Origin of the sequence: Halomonas sp. (assembly GCF_033549285.1) — a bacterium.
In the GTDB taxonomy this organism is placed as follows: domain Bacteria; phylum Pseudomonadota; class Gammaproteobacteria; order Pseudomonadales; family Halomonadaceae; genus Halomonas.
On sequence record NZ_JAWSUJ010000002.1, the window covers coordinates 26,153 to 46,467 of the forward strand.

Below are 20,315 nucleotides of genomic sequence, written 5' to 3' on the forward strand. Positions count from 1 at the left end.
TAGAATGCCGCCAGAAGGTTCCCGACGCAAGAGACTGGCTAGTCGGGCTTCAACGCGCTTTCTGCGGACATCGCCTCGGCCAGCACCCGGCGCGCCACCCGGGACGCCGATTCACAGACCTCCCCGTCATCCTGTTCGAGGGCCTCGAGGTCCATCCAGCGCAGCTCGGTGGCATCGTCGGCTGCCGCCTCCACCCCGCCCTGCCATTCGAGCTGCACCACCACGATGACGAAATGCATCCTCAGCAGGCCCGCGTCGTCGTGGTCGAACAGATCGATCGCCGTCAGGATCCGTCGGGGGGCCGCGAGCACACCGGTCTCCTCCAGCAGCTCCCTCGCCGCGGCCTGCTGGAGGCTCTCGCCCGCTTCCACCTTGCCGCCGGGCAGGGCCAACATGCCTGCGCTCGGCGGGTTGCGACGTCGCACCATGAGGATGCGGTCACCCTTGATCACGGCGGCCGAGACGGCGGGGACCGGACGCACCCCGGGGGTCAGTGTGGGGTCAAGCATGATGCTCTCCTGCAGTCACCGATTCCCTCATTGTGCCTCAGCTCGCCATGTGAGGCCTAACATCTTGATCCCTAGGCGCTCTTGACCCGGCGAGGAAAGCTGGTAGTATACCCATCCGTGAGCCGGAGGGATGGCAGAGCGGTTGAATGCACCGGTCTTGAAAACCGGCGAAGGTGAGAGCCTTCCCAGGGTTCGAATCCCTGTCCCTCCGCCATTACGTCTTACGAATCAAGCGCCTACGGGCGCTTTTTTCGTTTACCCGCCCAAAGACCCGCCCACCCCAAAACGCTAGCATTAGTGACGCTTGAAAGCCGTCAACCAGACGTAGACCACCAATTCGGTGAAACGCGACAAGTCTAGTCAGCAGGGTATCTTCTACACTGCTATGGGACTGCTGGCTTGCCGAAGTACCGGAGGAGGTTCGGATGCGCAATTTTATAGGCTTCGTGATAATCGCCATTGGCGTGGTCTTCATGGCCTACCTTGCCGGGCCTTTTTTGCTCGACGGGCACATTGTTATGACGTTCTTCATGATGGTCCCAGGCGGCCTAGTGTTGGCGGTTGGCATCGCCCTGCTCGACGACACCCCGCCGGGCAAGTCTGGCCAGGCCCAGTCGAACTCGTCAGATCATCCTCCCCGCGATTAACCCTCACCACTACCTTTTGACGCCTCGGCTATCCGCCGGGGCGTTATGGTTCTGGGAACTGCTGGCTTACCAAAGTATCCGCATGGCGGCTTAGTTGAACACATCCCGGAGTAAATCACGGAAAAACCCTAAACTCTCGAGAACCACGCTCGGCGGTACTCGCGGTGGTGAAGGGTTCCAGGAAGGACCCGCGACCTCAGACGGCAAGGGTTAGCCCGGGCGGGGGTTGCCGTGTAACCAAACCGGCGGATTCCGCCGGGTATCCGCCGCCTATCGTCCGAGTAACGTCCGCCTATCGTCCGGGTTGTCCGGTTTGCACCGTTTGCCGGGTTTGCCGCCCCCCCTATAAGGGGCGGCAACCCGGCGACACCCCGGACGGCATAACGGCAGGTCAGGAGGAGTGCAGTAAGTTCACCGTCTCGCCATCGTCTTCAGCGAAGATCCACCCCAGCTTGGCTAAACTGTCCAAGGCTTCCGATACCCGGCGGCGGTCTACGCCTTCCTTGTCCAGCTCTCGGCGCAACGTTTCCAGGGCTACCCGGCAACCGCCCTCCCCGCTTTCCACGTCATCCGGGAAGGCAACCAGATTCTCCAGGATCTCCAACACGCGACGGGGGTGCTTACCCTTCGGCCGTTTCGGCACTCCTACCCGTGCTTCGGTCGGCTCGGGTGCGCAGGACCAAACCGGCTTCCCGTCGTCATCCGTCAAAGGCAGCTCGATAGACGCCAGCCGGAAGGCCCGGCGGCCGGGCGTGTCGGCGTCCTTCATCTTGGTAGCCTCGAGGGTCACCGTGCCAGCGGGGTCCTTGGTTACCCGGTATTCCGCATCCACCGCACCGCGTAGCGCCGTCGATCCTCGAGCGCCCCTCGCGGCGTCCTTGCCGCTGTGGTGGACCACCAGCACGGTCGAGCGCCAGCGGTGCCGCAAGGCGTCCAGGTTAGTGACGAAAGCCCCTATGTCCGTAGCGCTGTTCTCGTCACCACCGAAGCAACGCGCCAGGGTGTCCACCACGATAAGGGCGGGCGTTTGCCCGGTCTCCATCGCCAAGTCATCCACTACCCGAAGGACCTCGAGGGCGCTGTCCTTATCATCCAACGGGGCTGCCCGCTTCGATGCGTACAAGGGCACCCCCGTCAGGCTAGCCCCGCGGTGGAGTTCCCACGCCTTATAGCGACGGCCTAACCCGTTGTGGCCCTCCCCGGCGATATAGAACACGGCCCCCGGCTGGGTCTCCGCCCCGTGCCAGGGCGTGCCGGTGGCGATACTGGCGGCCAGGTCGATAGCCAGGAAGGACTTTCCGTGTCCGGGCTCCCCATAGACCAGCGCCAGGGAGTCGGCCTCCAGGTAGCCCCTGACCAGCCACGACACCGGCCGCAGGTCGGCGACCAGGTCCCCGACAGGGACGAAACCAAAGGCCCGGCTCTGGCGCTTTCTGCCGTCCTCCCGGGCCTCCCCGTCCTCCGGGTCACCCAAGTCCTTGAACGCCTCCAGGGTGTCAGCCCGCAGGGTTTCGCGGTAGCGGTCCTGATTGAACTCGGTAAGGGTGCGCCCATCCTCCGTGGTCATCATGCCGCCCACGGCCCGCAGCGCGGCGTCCGGGTCGCCGCCACACTCCCAGAACGTCAGCAAGTCAAAGGCATCCCCCCACTCCGGCAGGCCGGCGGCCAGGTCGCTTCCGTGCTTGGTGTGCCAGCGGGTGCCGTCCTTAGTGATGGTCACGCCAGGGGTGCCGGACTCGGACAGCGGCGACAACCAGCGCGTGCCGTGCTGCCGGTAGCCGTGGGCTTCCAGGACCAGCGGCAAAGGATAGGCGGCGTTATAAGCACCGATGGGGCTAGCCTGCCCGGTTGCCTCCCGTCCTGCCAGCTTGGCCCGGGCCTCTGCCTGCCGGCGCTCCAGCTCCTCCCGGCGCTCTGCTTCGGCCTTGTCGTGGGCTGCCAACTCGGCGGCGAAGGCAGCCCGCCAATCAAACCCGTCCAGCGCCAGCACGTCCTCCCCGGTGGTCGCGGCGTAGAACTCCCCGCGGTTGGGCAGATAGCAAACCTGATTCGCGCGCTCGGTGGCCCGGTCGGGGGTGATCCCCAGGGCCTCGAGACGGTCATTCAAGATACGCTGGCAAGCCTCAACACGGCTGCCCGGGCAGACAATGGCGAGGGGGACCACCAGCCGGGCCTTCGGGTTGTCTTCCGTGGCGCTGGCGCTGGTATAGGCCAGCACGGTTGCGCCGAGGTCAGCGGCCAGGCAATCGGCTGCGTCCTGCAACTCAGGCGGGATGTGGTCCAAGTCCGCCCACAAGGCGTAGAACCGCCCATGCTGGCGCTGCTCTTCCGCCCGGCGACTCGGGTAGTCGGAGAAGATAGCCCAACGTGCGTGGGCCTTGTCGACCCGCTGGGGGGCTCCCAACATGGCGACAATCGCGGCGCCCGTGATGGTCTCCAGAGCACGCGGGTTGCGCTTGGCGTCGGGACTGTGAAACTGGCCTTCCCCGCTACAGAAACGTGCCTCCAGGAAGGTACGGGGCAACCCCAAAGCCCCGGCGTCGATGGCAGGCGAAGGGTGAAGGGGGACCACGCTCGCGGTCATGCGACGTCCTCCGTGTTGAAGGCGGCCAGGATGCGCGCGATGCTCCGGCGATCCGCAGCCGTGGGGACGTACAGACCACACCACGACGGGTCGCCGTCGATAGTCGTGCAGGGGATACGCTCACAAGGCAGCGCCAGCCGATAGGCCCGGCGAAGCGTGCCGATGAAGTGGGGCCCGTTGGTAGCCGGGGCGATGCGGTCGGCATCCTCACGGCTCACCGGACCGAGTGCCAGGGCCTCCAGCAGACGACGCTGCCGGGGCGTCGGGGGTGCAATGGCGTGCATTGCTGGTCCTCCAGGTTCAAAGGCACCAGCACGGCTAGGGGGGACGCCTGCCCAGGCTGGCAGGGTTTCAACTCCAGGTTGAACGGCTGCCGGTCGTGGGTTAGGCTTCGAATATCCCGTAGCCAGTGCTGGGGCGGGTTTCGGGAGGTTCAAGGCATCCGGTCGCCAAACTGTCAGCCCTGATCCCCTCCAGGAAAGAACACGCGCAAACGCTCGGACCTAACCCTTCAAGGTGGTGTCGAGCGTTTTCGTTTCGGGTTCAACAATTCGTGCACCAGCGTCAAGGGCATCGCTGATATGGACCTTCGCTGCCCAAGCGCGCTGCAGGTGCACAAACCCATTTCCCCCCCGGCGCTTTGCTTCACAGGCTGCACGCCACTCCCGCAAAAGCATCGGAATAGCGACATCGACCTTGTCACTTGACGGATGCAGAAAACAGCCTGCATCGAAGATAGCGAAAAAGCGTTTTGTCTCGATAATTTCGCGGTCGATCCGTGCGATTTCCTCGGTAGGGGTCATGCGCGCGCCTCCCGTGATGTCTCGAAACTCTCCAAATCGACCAAGCGCCAGCGAGTGCAGCCGGGCCCCAACTTCACAGGAGTGGGAAACGCACCAGCCTGAACCCAGCGCCAGACGGTCGACGGGCTCACGCGATAGCGGGCGGCGGTTTCCTTGTCGGTAAGGAACGGGCGTTCCTTGGTGTGGTCAGTCATGTTCTATCCCCTTTCATCTCAACAGAGACCAAGCGTGGGCTTGGTAGGAGATAGACTAGATTGCACGGGAATAGAGTCTCAAGCGGTTTTTTCAATTAGAACAGATACTTAGAGTCAACCTTAGGTTGACTCTCTCCGAAAAATGCCAATCGGTGCAAAGGGTTAGCCCAGGCTGGGGTTACGCCTCCACTTTGCGAATCGGCGTCACTTTCTCTCCTTCTTTTGGCACCTGCCGGCAGAATTCCGCCCATTGCTGCATGAGTCGGCGGCGCTTATCGAGCAGGTCGCCGCGGCGATAGGCAGCCTCTGCACTGTTCTTGATGGTATGAGCCAGGGCCATTTCTGCCACGTCATGCGGTGTCGCGGTGAACTCGGCAACCCAGTCACGGAAGGTCGAACGGAAACCGTGGGCGGTGGCCTTAATTCCCATGCGCTTAAGCACATTGGTCAGAGCATTTTCGGATAGCTGGCGCCCACGGCTTGGCTTGAAGACCAAATCCCCGGCGCCACCAGCCGGCAGCCCACGCAGAACGGCTAGGGCATCATCCGACAGCGGCACACGGTGCGGCCTGCCGGCCTTCATGCGCTCGGCGGGGATGATCCAAACCTTGGCGCCCAGGTCTATCTCCGTCCAAGTGGCGCCCCGCACCTCACCAGAACGCGCAGCCGTCAGGATAGCGAACTCGAGTGCACGGGCTGCCAGGGCCTCACGCTTGCGCAGGACATCCATAAATGCGCCCATCTCGGTAATGGGGAGCGCGGCATGGTGGCCGGCTTTCTTCACTTTGGCCGGCTTCGGTAGCACCGCATCCAGATTGCCGCGCCACTCTGCCGGGTTCGGCCCTTCCCGATAGCCATGCGTGGTAGCCCATGACAGCACGGCCTCGATGCGCTGGCGTACACGGGTGGCGGTCTCCGTCTTGGTTTCCCAGATAGGCCGCAGAACCTCGACAACATGCGCAAGCTCGATTTCCGACGCGGCCAGGGCACCCAGCTTCGGCGAGGCGTAAGTCTCGAGAGTGCTTTGCCACTGCGCGGCGTGTTTCGGGTTGCGTGACTCGGCTTGCTTCACCTTGACCACCTCGGCAGCGCACTCGTCGAAGGTGATTTGTTTTCGCTGGGCAGCCAGCAGTGCAGCGAGCGCCGCCTTGCGCTCGGCAACCGGGTCGATGCCTTGCGCCAGCTTGTCGCGGAGCTCGGCACCCTTAGCCCTAGCGGCCGCCAGGGAGACCATGGGGAAACTGCCCAGGCCGAATTCTCGACGCCTGCCGCCGACACGGGCGCGCAGTATCCAGGAGCGCCCCCCACCAGGCTTCACTTGCAGACACAAACCGGGCACGCCACCTACCGCATGGTAGCCAGGCTCCACAATTCGGCGGACTTCCACCGCCGCTAACTCCTTGGCAATTCTGGGCATTTTGAAAGCCTCCGCCACATTTGACCCACCCAACGACCCGCCCAAAACAATAGCATTGGGCGGGATTTCTTGCCACCGAATGGGACTTGATGAGACTTAAACTTTCATGAAAACAGTATCTTGTAGTCGCAACTAATTGACCAGAAACACAAAGTGACGGACTGTCCCTCCGCCACTTATTCTTTAGAATCAGGCGCCTACTGGCGCCTTTTTCTTTTTCCCAACCTCTTGCCCCGTTCCATGGACAACGCGTGCCATCGCATTGTCGTCGCCCTGCTCATCTCAACAGGTCGCGCGCATCGACCAAAGTCAGGCGGCCGGTGCAGAAGGCCCCGGTGTCGAGGTAATGGACATTGCCCAGGGTCAGTGGCCGCTCCACGATGGTATGGCCGACGACGACGGCGTCGATACCCGCCACCGCCGTCTCGTCCCCCCGCTGGATGCGGAATCGCCCCCATATCAGCGCTTCCTGGTCGGCCGACTCGATACGCGACCAGTCGGCCGGTGGCTCAGCGTGTACCATGCCGACTCGCTTGCCCTTGACCGCGACTTCGCGCGCCAGGGGCAGATGGCGAAGCGACGCCTCCAGGATCTCTCGTGTCTCGCCCACCCCGCTCTCGACGATCCAGCCACCACCGTTGATCATCCACAGCGCCCAGGCGCGACTCCCTTCCCCGTCGCGCAGCGCGCTGCGTGCCATTTCCTCATGATTGCCCATCACGGCGTGAAACCACGGCATGAAGACGAGCATCAGGCAATCGAGCGAATCGGCACCCCGATCGATAAGGTCACCCACGCAGAACAGGCGGTCCTCCGACTGGTTGAAGGCGACACCCTGCAAGGCTCTCCGCAGCAGCTGGTATTGACCGTGAATGTCACCCACGAAGAAATCGCGCCCCCTGATGTTTGCTTGGTGCTGAATCAGCATCGTATGCCCTCCTCATTCACTCTCGCACCGCCGACTATGTCATGATGTCTCTCCTCTTTCCCAAGCCGACGGTCGACTTACCCTCATGGCTCTCAAGTCAATGATTCACAAGGTCCAGCTGCAGATCGCCGACATGGACCGGCACTACTACGCGGACCATCCCCTGACCGTGGCGAGACACCCCTCGGAGACCGACGAGCGCATGATGGTCAGGCTGCTGGCCTTCGCCCTGAACGCCGACGAGGCCCTCGCCTTCGGGCGGGGCGTGAGCACCGAGAACGAACCCGACCTCTGGCGCCAGGATCTGACCGGCGACATCGTGCTCTGGATCCAGCTGGGCCAGCCCGACGAGAAGGCCATTCGCCGTGCCTGTGGGAGAGCCGATCGGGTGATCCTCTATACCTACAGCGGCCAGGGCGCCGCGATCTGGTGGGAGCAGATCGCCGGCAAGCTCGCCACCCTCGACAACCTGAGGGTGGTCGCCATCTCACCGGCTTCCGTGGCGGCACTTGGCGACCTGGCCGCGAAGAGCATGACGCTGAACTGCATGATCGAGGATGGCGGGGTCTGGGTGACCCATCCCGACCGGGGGGCCGTCGAGGTGGAACTCGAGGTGCTCAAGGACTTTCGCGCCGGTTGACCCCGCCGGAAGCCCCCGGTGCCTCGGCTCAGTAGAGCCTCAGCCCGACCCGGGTGACCTTGTTGCCGTCCATCTCGCTGACCACCCAGTGGATGCCGTGCCAGTCCACGTCGTCGCCCACCACCGGATGACCGCCAACCCGCAGGGAGATGAACTCGGCCAGCGTCATGTCCCGCTCGCCGGGGCTCAGGGTCAGGCCATAGGCATCGGCGATGTCGCGCATCTGTGCCTCACCGTCGAAGGTGAAGGTCCCGAAGAAGGCCCGCTCGCGCTTGAGCTTGGCATCGCCGTTGAACAGGCGGTTGAGCGCCGGCAGGTCGTCGGTGCGCCCGATCACGCAGATCACGTCCCCCAGGCGCAGCCGGGTGCTGCCCTTGGGATGCAGCATGGCGTGCTCGCGGAAGAGCGCCGAGATCAGCGCCCCGGAGGGAAAGCGCAGCAGCCGGATCGGCACGTCCTCGAGGTCGGCGTTCTCGACCTCGTAGACGAACATCTCGTAATCGTTCTCGGGCAGGATGCCCAGTGGCCCGCGCCGGTTAGGCGTGACAGTGGGTGGCAGCTCGACCTTCATGCGCCGCGCCATCCACGGCAGGGTGCCCCCCTGGATCAGCAGCGAGAGCAGCACCACCGCGAAGGCGACGTTGAAGTAGAGCGAGGCATTCTCAACCCCGCCGATCACCGGGAAGATCGCCAGCACGATGGGCACCGCCCCGCGCAGGCCCACCCAGGCGATGAAGCCGATCTCCCGCCAGCGGAACTTGAAGAAGGGCTTGACGGCGATGAGCACCGCCAGCGGCCTGGCGACGAAGATAAGCGCCAGGGCCACCAGCAGCGCCGGCAGCGCGTAATCCAGCATCTCGCTGGGGGTGACCAGCAGGCCCAGCACCAGGAAGAGCCCGATCTGGGAGAGCCAGGCCAGGCCGTCGTGGACCGGCAGGATGAAGTTGAGGTGGCGACCGGGGCGGTTGCCGATCATCAGGCCGGCCAGGTAGATGGCCAGGAAGCCACTGCCGCCCAGGGCGCTGGTCAGGCCGAAGACGCAGAACCCCAGGCCCAGGGCCAGCAGCGAATAGAGGCCCGGGGCCAGGTCCAGCCAGCTCAGCAGGCGCGCACTCAACCAGCCGATGCCCACGCCGATGACGATGCCCAGGCCGAACTGCTGAACGAGGAACAGCAGGGTCTCGCCCACCCCGCCGATCTCGCCGACCAGCACTTCCACCAGCATCAGGGTGAGGAAGATCGCCATGGGATCGTTGGTCCCGGACTCGATCTCCAGTGTCGCCCCGACCCGCTCGTTGAGGTTGACCCCACGGCCGCTGAGCATGGAGAACACCGCGGCGGCATCGGTGGAGCCCACGATGGCGCCCACCAGCAGCCCCTGGACCAGGCTCAGGTCGAACAGCCACATGGCGAACACGCCCACCAGCGAGCTGGTGATGAAGACCCCCAGCGTGGCCAGGGAGAGCGCCGGTCGGAAGCCGACACGGAAGGTCTTGAGACGCGTGCGCAGCCCGCCATCGAGCAGGATCATGGCCAGCGCCAGGTGGCCGATCAGGAAAGCCAGTGAATAGTCGTCGAACTGGATGCCGAGCAGGCCCTCCTCCCCGGCCAGCATGCCAAGGCCCAGGAAGATCAGCAGCAGGGGCACCCCGGCCATCGAGGAGAGGCGGCTGGCGAGAATGCTCAGGGCCAGCAGGAAGCCGCTGAGCAGGAAGAGGCTGTTGATCGAATCCATGGCATCCTGCCTCGGCTGCGAGAGAGCGGATTATCGCATGCCCCGCCCGGCACGGCGATTTCCGTTTGTGGTCATGGCTGGTCGCGGCCCGTGGGCAGCGGTTAAGCTTGCGCGGCACCCAGGCAGGCCCGGATAGCGCGCATGGCAGGAGTCCCGATTCGATGACCAGACCCGTTTTTCGGCGGCCGAGCCGCTGGCGCCTGCTGCTGTCCGCTGCCGCCCTGCTGTCGACGCTGACTGCCGCGGCCGACCCGCCGGCCGACGCCGCCGAAGCGCAACAGGGCTACCCGCCGCTGGGCACCGAGGTGATGGTGCCGGACCTCGAGTCCCTTGCCGACAAGGCGGCAGGGGCCGCCGCCGAGGCCGCCGCCTGGGCAGAGACCCGACGTCGCTACCGGGAGGCGCCGACCGGCCCCAGCGTCGACACACCCTCGCGCCCCAGTGTCCCCGCCATCGCCCTGCGCCCGGCGGAACCGATCGAGCCACCGCCGGTCACCCCGCTCAGGATCATGCTGGACGGCTACCCGAGCCCTCGCCATGCCGCCCTGCTCATCGCCCGGGAGAGGCGCCTGTTTACCAGCCGCGGCCTGGCGGTGACCCTCGCCACCCCGGCCGACCCGGACGTGCCCAGCAAGCTGCTGGCGGCGTCACGGATCGACCTGGCAGTGGCCCGCCAGCCCTTGCTGCACCTCCAGGTGGATCGCGGGCTCTCGCTGATCCGTGTCGCCACCCTGGTCGCCATGCCCTTGAGCGCCCTGGTGGTCCCCGTGGACGGGCGCATCGAGACGCCGACCCAGCTGGCCGGCTCGCGCATCGGCCATGCCGATATCGACAGCCGTGACGTGCTGCTGGCGGCCCTGCAGCGCGGCGCGGCGATCCGCGACGACGAGGTGGAGACCGAGGCGCTGCACTTCCGGCTCGGCGATGCCCTGCGCGAGGGCCGCGTGGATGGCGTGATCGGCGCCATGCGCCACCTGCTGCCCCGACAGCTCGCCGACGAGGGGCTGGCCACCCGGGTACTGCGCATCGAGGAGCTGGGCATCCCACTCCATGATGGCCTGGTGCTACTCGCCAACCGCGACCACCTGGCGCCGCAGCGGGATGCCATCCGCCGCCTGGTGGCGGCCATCGAGGAGGCCACGGCCTGGATCGCCAACCATCCGGAAGAGGCCTGGGCGCTGATGGCGACCGCGGAGCCGGCCCTGGACACCGCGGTCAACCGTGAGGCCTGGGAAATGATCCGCTCGCGCCTTAGCCTCAGCCCCGCGGCCCTGGACGAGGGCCGCTACCGCCGCTTCGAGGAGTACCTCTTCGAGGCCGGCCTGATTCGGGAGCGCCACCCGGTCTCGCGGCTGGCCATCGACCCCGGGGCAGCCCCTCGCTAGCCCTCCACGCGCGCGAGGAAGGCGTTGACCGCCGACTGGAAGGCCTTGGGCTGCTCGGCGTGCAACCAGTGGCCCGCCTCCAGGGTCTCGACCTCGGCTCGCGGCAGCACCTCGCGCAGCGCCGGCAACATCTCGTCGGTCACATAGCGCGAGCGGGCACCGCGCAGCACCAGGGTCGGCCGCTCGAAGGCGTCCTCTCCCGCCGGCTCCGCCATGATCGTCTCGTAGTCCTCCTGGATCTCGTCGAGGCCGATGCGCAGGCGCAGGATGTCCTCGTCGTCGCGCTCCAGGTTGGTGGCCAGGAAGAGGCGCACGGCGGACTCCTCGACATGCTCGGCGAGCATCGCGTCGGCCTCGCGACGGTTGGTGGGCTCTCCCGCCTCGACGCGGCGCAGGGCGGCGAACACGCTGTCGTGGTCATGGCCGTAGGCGAGCGGCGCGATGTCGGCGACGATCAGCGAGGCCACCCGGGTCGGCGCCAGCCGGGCGAGACTGATCACCACCTTGCCGCCCATGGAGTGGCCCAGCAGGTGGGCACGCGCCACGCCGAGCCGGTCCAGCAGGGCGAGGAGGTCCTCGGCCATGGCGTCATAGCCCATCCCCGCCAGGTGCGGCGACCGGCCATGGTTGCGCAGGTCGACGGCAATCACCCGATGCCGGCGCTGCCACTGCTTGAGGTGGGAACGCCAGTTGTCGGCGCTGCCAAGCAGGCCGTGGACGACCACCAGCGGGGTGTCGTCCCCCCCGGTGTCGATGTAGTGGAGGTCGATGGGCATCTCAGTCTCCTCGGCTGGAAGGATAGGGTCAGATCCGGGCGCGTGCCTGGCCGGGCATCAGGTCGGCGCTGCCCGTCACCGCGACCAGGCGGCGGCTGAGCCAGGCCAGCAACACGCCGTAGAGGGGCAGGAAGAACGCCAGGCTGATGCCGAGCTTGATCACGTAGTCGACCCAGGCGATCTCCGGCCAGTTGGCGGCCATGAAGGGGTCGGGGCTCTCGTGGAAGGCGATGGAGAAGAAGGCGAAGGTATCCGCCAGGTTGCCGAGCACCGTGGAGACGGCCGGCGCCACCCACCAGGCCTTCAGGGCGCGCAGGCGGTCGAAGACCTGCACGTCCAGCAGCTGGCCCAGCACGTAGGCCATGAAGCTCGCCAGCGCGATCCGCGCCACGAAGAGGTTCCACTCGCCCAGCCCCTCGAGCCCGGCAAAGCCGCCGCGCGGGAAGACCACCGAGACCACATAGGAGATCACCAGCGCCGGCAGCATCACCCGCAGCACGATGGCTCGTGCCGGCTCCTTGCCGAACAGGCGCACGGTGAGGTCGGTGGCCAGGAAGATGAAGGGAAAGCTGAAGGCGCCCCAGGTGGTATGGAACCCGAACAGGGTGAAGGGCAGCTGGACCAGATAGTTGCTGGCGGCGATGACCAGGATATGGAAGGCGACCAGCAGCGCCAGGCAGCGCCGGTACTGGGCATCGGAAAGCACGAACATCACGGCATCCTTTTTTGGGGAGGGGTGAGGGAACCCTCATGGCACGGGAGCCGCCCGGGGCGGACAGGCCGCGTATTATACGGCCTGGCCCGGTGCCTGGCCATGGCTCGCCCTGCCCCGAAGCGACGCCGCCGCCCCGAAGGGCGGCGGCGTGCGATCGAGACCAGGCGTTCACGCGACTGGCGTCAGACCTGACGGGCCTCGTGGGCGGTACCCACCGAGCGCTCCTTCATGGCCTCATGCACGTCCTGCAGGCTCGCCGGGTCGTCGATGGTCGAGGGCACGCCGAACTCCTTGCCGTCGGCGATGTTGCGAAGCAGCTTGCGCAGGATCTTGCCGGAACGCGTCTTGGGCAGGCGGTCGACCACCAGCACCTGCTTGAAGCAGGCAATGGGCCCGATCTTCTCGCGCACCAGGGCGATCAGCTCCTCCTCGAGGTCGGCCTCGCGGCCCTCGAAGCCGTCCTTGGGAATCACCAGCCCCACCGGCAGCTGGCCCTTGAGGGCATCGTGGATGCCGATCACCGCACATTCGGCCACGGCGGGATGGGCACCGACGACCTCCTCCATCTCGCCGGTGGAGAGGCGATGGCCGGCGATGTTGATGACATCGTCGGTGCGCCCCATGATGAACAGGTAGCCATCCTCGTCGAAGTAGCCACCGTCACCGGTCAGGTAGTAGCCGGGGAAGGCCGCCATGTAGGCGCTGTGGAAGCGCTGCGGGTCGCCCCATACGCCGGTCAGGCAGCCAGGCGGCATCGGCTGCTTGATCACCACGCTGCCCTGCTCCATGGGGCCGACCGGCTCTCCCTCGCGGTCCAGGACCTGGACATTGAAACCGGGCACCGGCACCGTCGCGCTCCCCGCCTTGGTGGGCATCGGCTCCAGGCCCTGGAGGTTGGCGGCGATCGGCCAGCCGGTCTCGGTCTGCCACCAGTGGTCGATCACCGGCACCTCCATCAGGTCGTCCAGCCAGTGGAAGGTCGGCGGGTCCAGGCGCTCGCCGGCCAGGAACAGCGCCTTGAGGCAGGAGATGTCGTACTGGGCCATCAGCCTGGCGTCCGGGTCCTCCTTCTTCATGGCGCGGAAGGCCGTGGGCGCGGTGAAGAAGCTCTTGACCCGGTACTCGCTGATCAGCCGCCAGAAGGCCCCGGCATCCGGGGTCTTCACCGGCTTGCCCTCGTAGACCACGGTGGTGCAGCCGCGCAGCAGGGGGGCATAGACGATGTAGGAGTGGCCGACCACCCAGCCCACGTCGGAGGCCGAGAAGAAGACGTCCCCGGGGTCGACGTCGTAGATGGTGTCCATGGAGTAGCTCAGCGCCACGGCATAGCCGCCGGTATCCCGCACCACCCCCTTGGGCTTGCCGGTGGTCCCGGAGGTATAGAGAACATACAGCGGGTCGCTGCCCTTGACCGGCACGCAGTCGGCAGGCTCGGCCGTCTCGACCAGGGCCGCCCAGTCGTGGTCGATCGCCCCCAGCTCGGCGTGATGCTGCTCGCGCTGGAACACCACGCAGGCAGCGGGCTTGTGGGCACTCTGCTCGATGGCCTCGTCGATGATCGGCTTGTAGGGCAGCACCTTGCTGCCCTCGATCCCGCAGGAGGCGGCAACCACGACCTTCGGTGCCGCATCCTCGATGCGTACGGCCAGCTCGTGGGGCGCGAAGCCGCCGAACACCACCGAGTGCACGGCGCCCAGGCGCGCGCAGGCGTACATGGCGACCAGTGCCTCGGGCACCATGGGCATGTAGATCACCACCCGGTCGCCCTTCTCCACGCCCAGCCCCTTCAGGGCCCCGGCGAAGCGAGCCACCTGGTCGCGCATCTCGGCGAAGGTGAGGGTCCGCTTGCTGTCGGTGACCGGGGAGTCCCAGAAGATGGCCGCCTGATCGCCACGCCCCTGCTCGACATGGTGATCGAGGGCGGCATGGCAGATGTTGAGCTCGCCATCCACGAACCAGCGGGCATGGCCCGCCTCGTCGTATTCGAGAATGGTGGTGGGCGGGGTGAACCAGGGAATACGCCTGGCCTGCTCGGCCCAGAAGGCCTCGGGGTGATCAATGGAGCGGCGGATCTCGTCTTGGTACATGCTCATCTGCATCCTGTCAGCAATCGAAGGGGCGTTGATTGTTGACACTCTAGAGCAACTTCACGGCCATAACCTCATACCATCGGCTAACCTTCGACAAAAGTGCAAGGCATCCCGGGGGCCATTGTCGACAACGAGACGCGCGAAATCCCGGTTTCGGCATTGACCCAGCGTTGACTCGGCGACAGGCGCCAAGCTGGACTATTATTGAGGATAAGCTGAATCAGGATGTGCACGATCAACAGACGCCCGCCGCGCATGGCGCGGTGCATGTTAATGCATTCAACAGCGCAGGCGACCGGCCATCGGGATGCCGGACCTGCCCGGCAGGGGACTGATCATGGGCAATACCAGCGACGCTGCAGCACGTCTCCTGGAAGGCGGCTCAGCGGTCATCGACGAGGCCAGCGCCCTGCTCAAGGCGATGGCCAACGACAATCGTCTACGGATACTCTGCCTGCTCGACGGCACCGAGCTCTCGGTGACCGAGCTCAACCAGCGTCTCTCGCTCAGCCAGTCGGCGCTCTCCCAGCACCTGGCGATCCTGCGTCGCGAGAACCTGGTCAGCACCCGTCGGGAGTCCCAGACCATCTACTACTCCCTGCACGGCAAGCGTGCGAGAACCCTCATCGAGGCCCTCGGCAGCCTGGAACTCGGCGGCAGGCCCTAGTTGCCGATCAACGCTTCTGCCAGCGCCCCGCATCGAGCATCTCGAGCCCCCGCTCGATGCTGTGCTCCACGCCCCGTGAGACTGCCATGCCCAGGCGGTCGCCGAGCCTGTGCTTCTGCTCCAGCTTCAGGCTGATCACCCTCGCCTGCTGCATGCGCTCGACCAGGTAGGCCTCGCTGGTGCCCAGGGCATCCACCAGGCCCCTCGCCAGGGCATCGCTGCCGTACCAGATCTCGCCGGTGGCCACCGCCTCGATGTCGAGCCCCGGACGCCGCTCGGCCACATGGCGCTTGAAGAGCTCGTGGGTGGTCTCGAGGTCCTCGAGGAACTTCTCGCGGCCCTCCTCGGTATTCTCGCCGAAGACCGTGAGGGTCCGCTTGTAGCGCCCTGCCGTGAGCAGTTCCACGTCGATGTCGTGGCGCTTGAGCAGGCGGTGCAGGTTGGGGAGCTGGGCGACCACCCCGATGGAACCGATTACCGCGAAGGGAGCGGCACGCAGCCGGTCGGCCGCGCAGGCCATCAGGTAGCCGCCGCTGGCGGCCACCTTGTCGACGCACACCGTGGTGGACAGGCCCGCCTCGCGCAGACGATCCAGCTCGGCCGCCGCCAGGCCATAGCCATGCACCAGGCCGCCGGGCGACTCCAGGCGGATCACCACCTCGTCCCCCTCGGCGGCCACCGCCAGCACCGCCGAGACCTCCTCAGCCAGTTGCCCGGTACCGCTGGCCCGGATGTCGCCATGGAAATCGAGCACCCAGACCGTCGGCGAGGCCTCTCCTTCCCCCTTGCGACCGCGACGGTCCTGTGCCTTGTCATCGCGTCGGAAGGCCTTGACCAGCCGCTTGCGAGCCCCCGGCTGGCTGGCGGCCAGCTGCATCCGCCTGCGGCGGGAGCGGCGCGTGCCGTTGAGCTCCTCGAGCCGCAGCCGAGTGCGTTCCCCGGTCTCGCCCCTGACCCGCACGACCACCGCCACGGCCAGGCCGATGACCACCACCAGGGTCAACAGCTGCGCCACGAACATGCCGAATTCCGTCAGCCACTCGTTCACTGCCTTCTCCTTTCGCTCGCTGTCCCGACATCCTGCCCGCGGCCTTCCCGGCGGCACAAGGGCGCTTGATTCAAACAATCGTTTCAAATACGCTCTGACACCGGACATCCGCCCAGCGATCAAGGATCCCCATGTCAGACGCCACCATCGACAAGCTGCAGCGCCGCTTCGACCCCGAGGCCGCCAGCGGCATGCATGAAGTCTTCCAGTTCCACTTCTCCGATGCCGGCGACCATTACCTGGTCGTGGACGACGGTACCCTGGAGGTCCACGAGGGCGAACACGACGATCCCTCGGTCAGCCTGAGCATGAGCACCGAGACCCTGAAGGGCGTGATGAATGGCGAGATCAACGGCGTGAGCGCTTTCATGACCGGCAGGCTCAAGGCCACCGGCAATGTCATGCTGGCCACGCAGCTGACCCGGCTGTTTCCCGGCCACTGAGCACTCATCCCGGGGTCAGCCCCCCTACCTCCTAGCCCCGGCTCCCTACCTCCCGGAGGTGGGTCTCGATCAGCGCCCGGGAGATGGAGTAGAGCGGTGGCAGCTGGGGCAGTCGCCTCGGGCTGAACCAGGCCGCATCGGCGATCTCGACGCCGTCGATGCGGATGCGCCGGCTGGCCGCCTCGGCGAAGAACCCCAGCATCAGCGAGTGGGGGAAGGGCCAGGCCTGGCTCCTGAAGTAGCTGACGCGCCCCACGCTGAGGCCCACCTCCTCGAAGATCTCGCGACGCACGGCCTCCTCCGCCGCCTCGCCCGGCTCGATGAAACCGGCCAGGGTCGAGTAGCGCCCAGGCGGGAAACGCGGGCTGCGGGCCAGTAGCAGCGACTCGCCATGGGTGACCAGGGTGATGATGCAGGGCGAGATGCGGGGGTAGTTGCGATGACCGCACTGCTCGCAGTGCATGGCGAACTCGGCGTCGAGGCGCCGCGCCGGCGCACCGCAGCGGCCGCAGAAGCGGTGGTTGTCGAGCCAGGCCGCCACCTGCAGGGCCGTGGAGAGCAGCGGGAACCAGGACTCCGGCAGGCGGGCCAGCCAGGCCCGGGCGTCGGACCAGTCCTCCCCGGGGCGGGCCTCCAGCGAGAGCGCCACCGGCTCCTCCTGCCACCAGCACAGCGGCTGCATCCGCTCATCCCAGGGCTGGAAGGCCTGCAGCGGGCCCTCGTCGACACCGGGCGCGATGCGCCCCCCGGCCAGGCGAATGACCCGCCCGGCCGTCTCATCGCTGGGCAGCTCCCGCCGCAGCATCAGGGTGACGCCTCACCGCCCGGCAGCTCGGGGTGGGCATCCCAGCGGCACTCGCCGGCCGCATCGCGGATACGCTCAAGCTTGGCCCGGTGTGCTGCCAGTTCCGCCTCGTCGGGCGTTACCACGCGCAGCTGTCCCGGGGAGAGGGAGAGACGGCGGATCGCCAGCCCCTGGGATTCGCCGCTGCGGCCTTCCGCGCTTGCCGAGGCGTCCAGGGAGAGCAGGGTCTGCCCCCCGGTCATGGCCAGGTAGACGTCGGCGAGGATCTCGGCGTCGAGCAGGGCCCCGTGCAGGACGCGGTGCCCGTTGTCGATCTCGTAGCGCTTGCACAGGGCATCCAGGCTGTTGCGCTGGCCGGGGTGCTTGTCGCGCGCCAGGGTCAGGGTATCGAGGATCCGGCAGTGGTCGGCCACCGGCCCGAGCCGTGGCTCGCCGCGACGCGCGTTGAGCATGCCGAGCTCGTGGTCGATGAAGCCCACGTCGAAGGGGGCGTTGTGGATCACCAGCTCGGCCCCCTCGATGAAGGCCCAGAAGGCGTCGGCGATCTCGGCGAAGACCGGCTCCCCGGCCACCCGCTCGTTGGTGATGCCGTGCACGCCCACGGCCTCGGCCTCGATGTCCCGCTCGGGGTTGATGTACTGGTGGTAGCGGTTGCCGGTGAGGCGGCGGTTGACCATCTCCACCGCCCCGATCTCGATCAGGCGATGGCCGTCACGGGGATCGATGCCGGTGGTCTCGGTATCCAGGATGATCTGACGCATGGGGGTCTCTCGTCGGCTCTCAGGGAAGGCGTGGCGTCAGGCGCGGGCCCGGTGCTCGTCGATGGCCGCGTTGGCCAGCTCGTCGGCGCGCTCGTTGCCGGGATGGCCACTGTGCCCCTTGACCCAGTGCCACTCGATCCGGTGGCGATGGGTCTCCTCGTGGAGTTCACGCCACAGCTCGGCGTTCTTGACCGGCTGGCGGGACGCGGTCTTCCAGCCACGCTTGATCCAGTTGTGGATCCACTCGGTGATGCCCTTTCGCAGGTACTCCGAGTCGGTCCACAGCGCCACCCGGCAGGGGCGCTTGAGCTCGCGCAGCGCCATGATTGCCGCCATCAGCTCCATCCGGTTGTTGGTGGTCACCGCCTCGTAGCCCTTGAGCGCCTTCTCGTGGTGACCACTGACCAGCAGGGCCCCCCATCCCCCGGGGCCGGGATTGCCGCGGCAGGCCCCGTCGGTATAGATCGTCACTGTCTGGGGAGACTCGGCGTGGTGTCTGTCAGTCACCCTTGCGGTTCCTTTCCGGTTGTGGCCCGACTCGCGTGGCGCTGCCCAGCGCCGGCCCGGCCAGGGGGCGGGCCAGCTCGAAGCGCGAACGCTGCGACTGGGCGAGCTGCGCCCGGCGGCGAGCATGGATCATGTAGCTGTCGCCCAGTGGCAGGTTGTGGCGCCGCCCGAGGGTCTCCAGCATGGCGTTGCGCGGCTGGCGGCCGGGCAGATGGAAGCCGCAATAGTCTACCCGCTCGATCTCGAAATCGACAAACGCCAGCCAGTCGCCGAGCCGCCCGGGAGAGCGCCAGCGTCCTCGCCAGGGCATCTGACGTCGCCTGCCCGGCCAGGCCCGCGAGAGCCCACCGGCGCTCAGCGGGTACCAGCCGAAGATGATCAGTCGGCCATTGTCGGCGGTGACGCGGGCCGCTTCCTGCAGCATGTGGTGCGGTTCGTCCACCACCTCCAGCAGGTGGTGGACCACCACCAGGTTCAGGCTGTCATCGGGAAGCGGCAAGGCATCCGGCGGGCACACCAGGGTCGAGTCGTGCTCGGCCATCTCGCGGCTCGGCGACCAGCCCAGGGCATGGCGGATCGGGCAGATGTCGCTGAGCACCGGGGCCATGCCCAGCTCCAGGCTGTGGCGCCCGACCAGGCGTTCGCAGACCGGCCCCAGGCAGGCGCGCTCGGCCCGCCACAGCGCCTGCCCCGCCGGTGACGCCCAGTACCGACGCCCCTCCCGGACCAGCTGCGCCAGGGCATGGGGATCCCGCGAGTTTGACATAGTGCCGTTTTCCCTCCACAGTGCCTGATTTTGTAAACCATATCGCAACGAATCGCGGCAGCGTCTGGCAACGCCTCCGTCCAAGGACCCCGAGCCCATGTTGAGCGTGACACCGATACCCGCCTTTAGCGACAACTATATCTGGCTGCTGCGCCAGGACACGAGCCAGGCAGTCTGCGTGGTGGACCCCGGCGATGCAACGCCGGTGATCGAGTGGCTGGAGCGCGAGGGACTGGAACTGGGGACCGTGCTGATCACCCACCACCATCATGACCATACCGGTGGCCTGGCGGAGCTGATAAAGCGCTACTCGCCGCGGGTGATCGGCCCCGACAATCCCGAGATCGACGGCATCGACGAGCGGGTCGGCGACGGCGACGAGGTGCGGGTGATGGGCCGGCTGTTCGAGGTGCTCGCCCTGCCCGGCCACACTCTGGACCATATCGGCTTCTTCACGCCGGGCATCCCGCCGCTGCTGTTCAGCGGCGATGTGCTGTTCAGTGCCGGCTGCGGCCGACTCTTCGAGGGCACCCCGGCACAGATGCATGAGTCGCTGTCGCGCCTCGAGTCCCTGCCGGAGGACACCCTGGTGTTCGCCGCCCACGAGTACACCCTGGCCAACCTGGCGTTCGCCCGCGCCGCCGACCCGGACAATGCCGATATCGAGGCCGCCGAGGCGGAGTGCCAGAGGGCCCGCGAGCTCGAACGCCCCACCCTGCCCACTACGCTTGGCCGCGAACGCCGAATCAACCCCTTCCTGCGCTGCGCCTCGGCCGGGGTGCGCCAGGCCGCATCGGCGCAAGGCGACACCGACAGCGACCTGGCGACCTTCACCACGCTGCGCGCCTGGAAGGATGGCTTCTGAACACGCCGTTGATGGATGACACCCGGCCTG

The 20,315-nt window shown here is 66.7% G+C and carries 22 protein-coding genes and 1 tRNA gene; 7 read left to right on the plus strand and 16 right to left on the minus strand.

Annotated elements, in window-relative coordinates; translation table 11 throughout:
• Nucleotides 1–38 precede the first annotated feature (38 nt).
• Nucleotides 39–509, minus strand: coding sequence for an NUDIX hydrolase (locus SCI24_RS00820; RefSeq protein WP_318723473.1), 471 nt, complete (start codon nt 507–509; stop codon nt 39–41).
• 124 nt (nt 510–633) lie between these two features.
• Between SCI24_RS00820 and SCI24_RS00825 the strand changes: the two genes are divergently transcribed.
• Both SCI24_RS00825 and SCI24_RS00830 read left to right on the plus strand, forming a co-directional pair.
• A tRNA-Ser gene (locus SCI24_RS00825) sits at nt 634–723 on the plus strand.
• Nucleotides 724–934: 211 nt separating this feature from the next.
• On the plus strand, nt 935–1,156 hold the full coding sequence (locus tag SCI24_RS00830) for a hypothetical protein (protein ID WP_318723474.1): 222 nt from the start codon (nt 935–937) through the stop codon (nt 1,154–1,156).
• Between the two features lie 391 nt (nt 1,157–1,547).
• On the opposite strand, the gene SCI24_RS00835 is transcribed toward SCI24_RS00830, so the two are convergent.
• From SCI24_RS00835 to SCI24_RS00860, 6 genes are all read right to left on the minus strand, one after another.
• Nucleotides 1,548–3,740, minus strand: a complete 2,193-nt coding sequence (locus SCI24_RS00835; RefSeq protein WP_318723475.1) for a helicase RepA family protein — start codon at nt 3,738–3,740, stop codon at nt 1,548–1,550.
• Entirely contained in the window at nt 3,737–4,024 is a 288-nt protein-coding gene (locus SCI24_RS00840; protein ID WP_318723476.1) for a hypothetical protein, read from the minus strand. The genes SCI24_RS00835 and SCI24_RS00840 overlap by 4 nt, the downstream gene beginning before the upstream one ends.
• A 219-nt stretch (nt 4,025–4,243) precedes the next feature.
• Complete coding sequence (locus SCI24_RS00845; protein WP_318723477.1) at nt 4,244–4,543, minus strand: hypothetical protein; 300 nt, start codon at nt 4,541–4,543, stop codon at nt 4,244–4,246.
• A complete protein-coding gene (locus SCI24_RS00850) occupies nt 4,540–4,737 on the minus strand; it encodes a helix-turn-helix transcriptional regulator (RefSeq protein ID WP_318723478.1) in 198 nt (65 codons plus the stop codon). Before SCI24_RS00850 ends, SCI24_RS00845 begins: the two co-directional genes overlap by 4 nt.
• A 178-nt stretch (nt 4,738–4,915) precedes the next feature.
• Nucleotides 4,916–6,154 (minus strand): tyrosine-type recombinase/integrase, encoded by a 1,239-nt coding sequence (locus SCI24_RS00855; RefSeq protein ID WP_318723479.1) that lies wholly within the window; start codon nt 6,152–6,154, stop codon nt 4,916–4,918.
• Between the two features lie 277 nt (nt 6,155–6,431).
• Entirely contained in the window at nt 6,432–7,082 is a 651-nt protein-coding gene (locus tag SCI24_RS00860) for a metallophosphoesterase (protein ID WP_318723480.1), read from the minus strand.
• Nucleotides 7,083–7,167: 85 nt separating this feature from the next.
• Between SCI24_RS00860 and SCI24_RS00865 the strand changes: the two genes are divergently transcribed.
• Nucleotides 7,168–7,722 (plus strand): YaeQ family protein, encoded by a 555-nt coding sequence (locus SCI24_RS00865; protein ID WP_318723481.1) that lies wholly within the window; start codon nt 7,168–7,170, stop codon nt 7,720–7,722.
• A gap of 28 nt (nt 7,723–7,750) precedes the next feature.
• On the opposite strand, the gene SCI24_RS00870 is transcribed toward SCI24_RS00865, so the two are convergent.
• Entirely contained in the window at nt 7,751–9,457 is a 1,707-nt protein-coding gene (locus SCI24_RS00870) for a potassium/proton antiporter (protein ID WP_318723482.1), read from the minus strand.
• 161 nt (nt 9,458–9,618) lie between these two features.
• Here SCI24_RS00870 and SCI24_RS00875 point away from each other — a divergent pair, with 161 nt between their 5' ends.
• On the plus strand, nt 9,619–10,842 hold the full coding sequence (locus SCI24_RS00875; protein ID WP_318723483.1) for an ABC transporter substrate-binding protein: 1,224 nt from the start codon (nt 9,619–9,621) through the stop codon (nt 10,840–10,842).
• On the opposite strand, the gene SCI24_RS00880 is transcribed toward SCI24_RS00875, so the two are convergent.
• From SCI24_RS00880 to SCI24_RS00890, 3 genes are all read right to left on the minus strand, one after another.
• Complete coding sequence (locus SCI24_RS00880) at nt 10,839–11,618, minus strand: alpha/beta fold hydrolase (protein ID WP_318723484.1); 780 nt, start codon at nt 11,616–11,618, stop codon at nt 10,839–10,841. The two genes, SCI24_RS00875 and SCI24_RS00880, sit on opposite strands and share 4 nt — an antisense overlap.
• A 28-nt stretch (nt 11,619–11,646) precedes the next feature.
• Nucleotides 11,647–12,330, minus strand: coding sequence for a 7-cyano-7-deazaguanine/7-aminomethyl-7-deazaguanine transporter (locus tag SCI24_RS00885; RefSeq protein WP_318723485.1), 684 nt, complete (start codon nt 12,328–12,330; stop codon nt 11,647–11,649).
• Nucleotides 12,331–12,515: 185 nt separating this feature from the next.
• Nucleotides 12,516–14,426 (minus strand): propionyl-CoA synthetase, encoded by a 1,911-nt coding sequence (locus SCI24_RS00890; RefSeq protein ID WP_318723486.1) that lies wholly within the window; start codon nt 14,424–14,426, stop codon nt 12,516–12,518.
• A gap of 334 nt (nt 14,427–14,760) precedes the next feature.
• Here SCI24_RS00890 and SCI24_RS00895 point away from each other — a divergent pair, with 334 nt between their 5' ends.
• The gene (locus tag SCI24_RS00895) at nt 14,761–15,090 is read left to right on the plus strand and encodes a metalloregulator ArsR/SmtB family transcription factor (protein WP_318723566.1); all 330 of its coding nucleotides are present in this window, start codon (nt 14,761–14,763) and stop codon (nt 15,088–15,090) included.
• A gap of 7 nt (nt 15,091–15,097) precedes the next feature.
• On the opposite strand, the gene sohB is transcribed toward SCI24_RS00895, so the two are convergent.
• On the minus strand, nt 15,098–16,138 hold the full coding sequence (gene sohB / locus SCI24_RS00900) for a protease SohB (protein WP_318723487.1): 1,041 nt from the start codon (nt 16,136–16,138) through the stop codon (nt 15,098–15,100).
• A 131-nt stretch (nt 16,139–16,269) separates the two neighbouring features.
• Here sohB and SCI24_RS00905 point away from each other — a divergent pair, with 131 nt between their 5' ends.
• Complete coding sequence (locus SCI24_RS00905) at nt 16,270–16,581, plus strand: SCP2 sterol-binding domain-containing protein (protein WP_318723488.1); 312 nt, start codon at nt 16,270–16,272, stop codon at nt 16,579–16,581.
• A 31-nt stretch (nt 16,582–16,612) separates the two neighbouring features.
• On the opposite strand, the gene nudC is transcribed toward SCI24_RS00905, so the two are convergent.
• From nudC to SCI24_RS00925, 4 genes are read right to left on the minus strand one after another with little or no spacing between them, the layout of a single operon-like run.
• Nucleotides 16,613–17,386, minus strand: a complete 774-nt coding sequence (gene nudC, locus SCI24_RS00910) for an NAD(+) diphosphatase (RefSeq protein WP_318723489.1) — start codon at nt 17,384–17,386, stop codon at nt 16,613–16,615.
• Nucleotides 17,386–18,147 (minus strand): DNA polymerase III subunit epsilon, encoded by a 762-nt coding sequence (gene dnaQ / locus SCI24_RS00915; protein ID WP_318723490.1) that lies wholly within the window; start codon nt 18,145–18,147, stop codon nt 17,386–17,388. The genes nudC and dnaQ overlap by 1 nt, the downstream gene beginning before the upstream one ends.
• Nucleotides 18,148–18,183: 36 nt before the next feature.
• The gene (gene rnhA, locus SCI24_RS00920; protein ID WP_318723493.1) at nt 18,184–18,654 is read right to left on the minus strand and encodes a ribonuclease HI; all 471 of its coding nucleotides are present in this window, start codon (nt 18,652–18,654) and stop codon (nt 18,184–18,186) included.
• On the minus strand, nt 18,647–19,420 hold the full coding sequence (locus tag SCI24_RS00925; protein ID WP_318723494.1) for a methyltransferase domain-containing protein: 774 nt from the start codon (nt 19,418–19,420) through the stop codon (nt 18,647–18,649). The genes rnhA and SCI24_RS00925 overlap by 8 nt, the downstream gene beginning before the upstream one ends.
• Nucleotides 19,421–19,517: 97 nt before the next feature.
• Here SCI24_RS00925 and gloB point away from each other — a divergent pair, with 97 nt between their 5' ends.
• Nucleotides 19,518–20,285: a hydroxyacylglutathione hydrolase gene (gene gloB / locus SCI24_RS00930; protein WP_318723495.1), complete on the plus strand. Its 768-nt coding sequence runs from the start codon at nt 19,518–19,520 to the stop codon at nt 20,283–20,285.
• The last annotated feature ends 30 nt before the right edge of the window (nt 20,286–20,315 follow it).

What these genes read in the sequence shown, in the direction of transcription:
- SCI24_RS00820 (WP_318723473.1), bottom strand. Translation starts at nt 509, where the DNA reads ATGCTTGACCCCACACTGACCCCCGGGGTGCGTCCGGTCCCCGCCGTC.
- SCI24_RS00845 (WP_318723477.1), bottom strand. Translation starts at nt 4,543, where the DNA reads ATGACCCCTACCGAGGAAATCGCACGGATCGACCGCGAAATTATCGAG.
- SCI24_RS00865 (WP_318723481.1), top strand. Translation starts at nt 7,168, where the DNA reads ATGGCTCTCAAGTCAATGATTCACAAGGTCCAGCTGCAGATCGCCGAC.
- SCI24_RS00870 (WP_318723482.1), bottom strand. Translation starts at nt 9,457, where the DNA reads ATGGATTCGATCAACAGCCTCTTCCTGCTCAGCGGCTTCCTGCTGGCC.
- nudC (WP_318723489.1), bottom strand. Translation starts at nt 17,386, where the DNA reads ATGCTGCGGCGGGAGCTGCCCAGCGATGAGACGGCCGGGCGGGTCATT.
- SCI24_RS00860 (WP_318723480.1), bottom strand. Translation starts at nt 7,082, where the DNA reads ATGCTGATTCAGCACCAAGCAAACATCAGGGGGCGCGATTTCTTCGTG.
- SCI24_RS00840 (WP_318723476.1), bottom strand. Translation starts at nt 4,024, where the DNA reads ATGCACGCCATTGCACCCCCGACGCCCCGGCAGCGTCGTCTGCTGGAG.
- SCI24_RS00905 (WP_318723488.1), top strand. Translation starts at nt 16,270, where the DNA reads ATGTCAGACGCCACCATCGACAAGCTGCAGCGCCGCTTCGACCCCGAG.
- SCI24_RS00830 (WP_318723474.1), top strand. Translation starts at nt 935, where the DNA reads ATGCGCAATTTTATAGGCTTCGTGATAATCGCCATTGGCGTGGTCTTC.
- gloB (WP_318723495.1), top strand. Translation starts at nt 19,518, where the DNA reads ATGTTGAGCGTGACACCGATACCCGCCTTTAGCGACAACTATATCTGG.
- SCI24_RS00925 (WP_318723494.1), bottom strand. Translation starts at nt 19,420, where the DNA reads ATGTCAAACTCGCGGGATCCCCATGCCCTGGCGCAGCTGGTCCGGGAG.
- SCI24_RS00880 (WP_318723484.1), bottom strand. Translation starts at nt 11,618, where the DNA reads ATGCCCATCGACCTCCACTACATCGACACCGGGGGGGACGACACCCCG.
- SCI24_RS00855 (WP_318723479.1), bottom strand. Translation starts at nt 6,154, where the DNA reads ATGCCCAGAATTGCCAAGGAGTTAGCGGCGGTGGAAGTCCGCCGAATT.
- dnaQ (WP_318723490.1), bottom strand. Translation starts at nt 18,147, where the DNA reads ATGCGTCAGATCATCCTGGATACCGAGACCACCGGCATCGATCCCCGT.
- SCI24_RS00895 (WP_318723566.1), top strand. Translation starts at nt 14,761, where the DNA reads ATGGGCAATACCAGCGACGCTGCAGCACGTCTCCTGGAAGGCGGCTCA.
- SCI24_RS00835 (WP_318723475.1), bottom strand. Translation starts at nt 3,740, where the DNA reads ATGACCGCGAGCGTGGTCCCCCTTCACCCTTCGCCTGCCATCGACGCC.
- SCI24_RS00850 (WP_318723478.1), bottom strand. Translation starts at nt 4,737, where the DNA reads ATGACTGACCACACCAAGGAACGCCCGTTCCTTACCGACAAGGAAACC.
- SCI24_RS00875 (WP_318723483.1), top strand. Translation starts at nt 9,619, where the DNA reads ATGACCAGACCCGTTTTTCGGCGGCCGAGCCGCTGGCGCCTGCTGCTG.
- SCI24_RS00890 (WP_318723486.1), bottom strand. Translation starts at nt 14,426, where the DNA reads ATGAGCATGTACCAAGACGAGATCCGCCGCTCCATTGATCACCCCGAG.
- SCI24_RS00885 (WP_318723485.1), bottom strand. Translation starts at nt 12,330, where the DNA reads ATGTTCGTGCTTTCCGATGCCCAGTACCGGCGCTGCCTGGCGCTGCTG.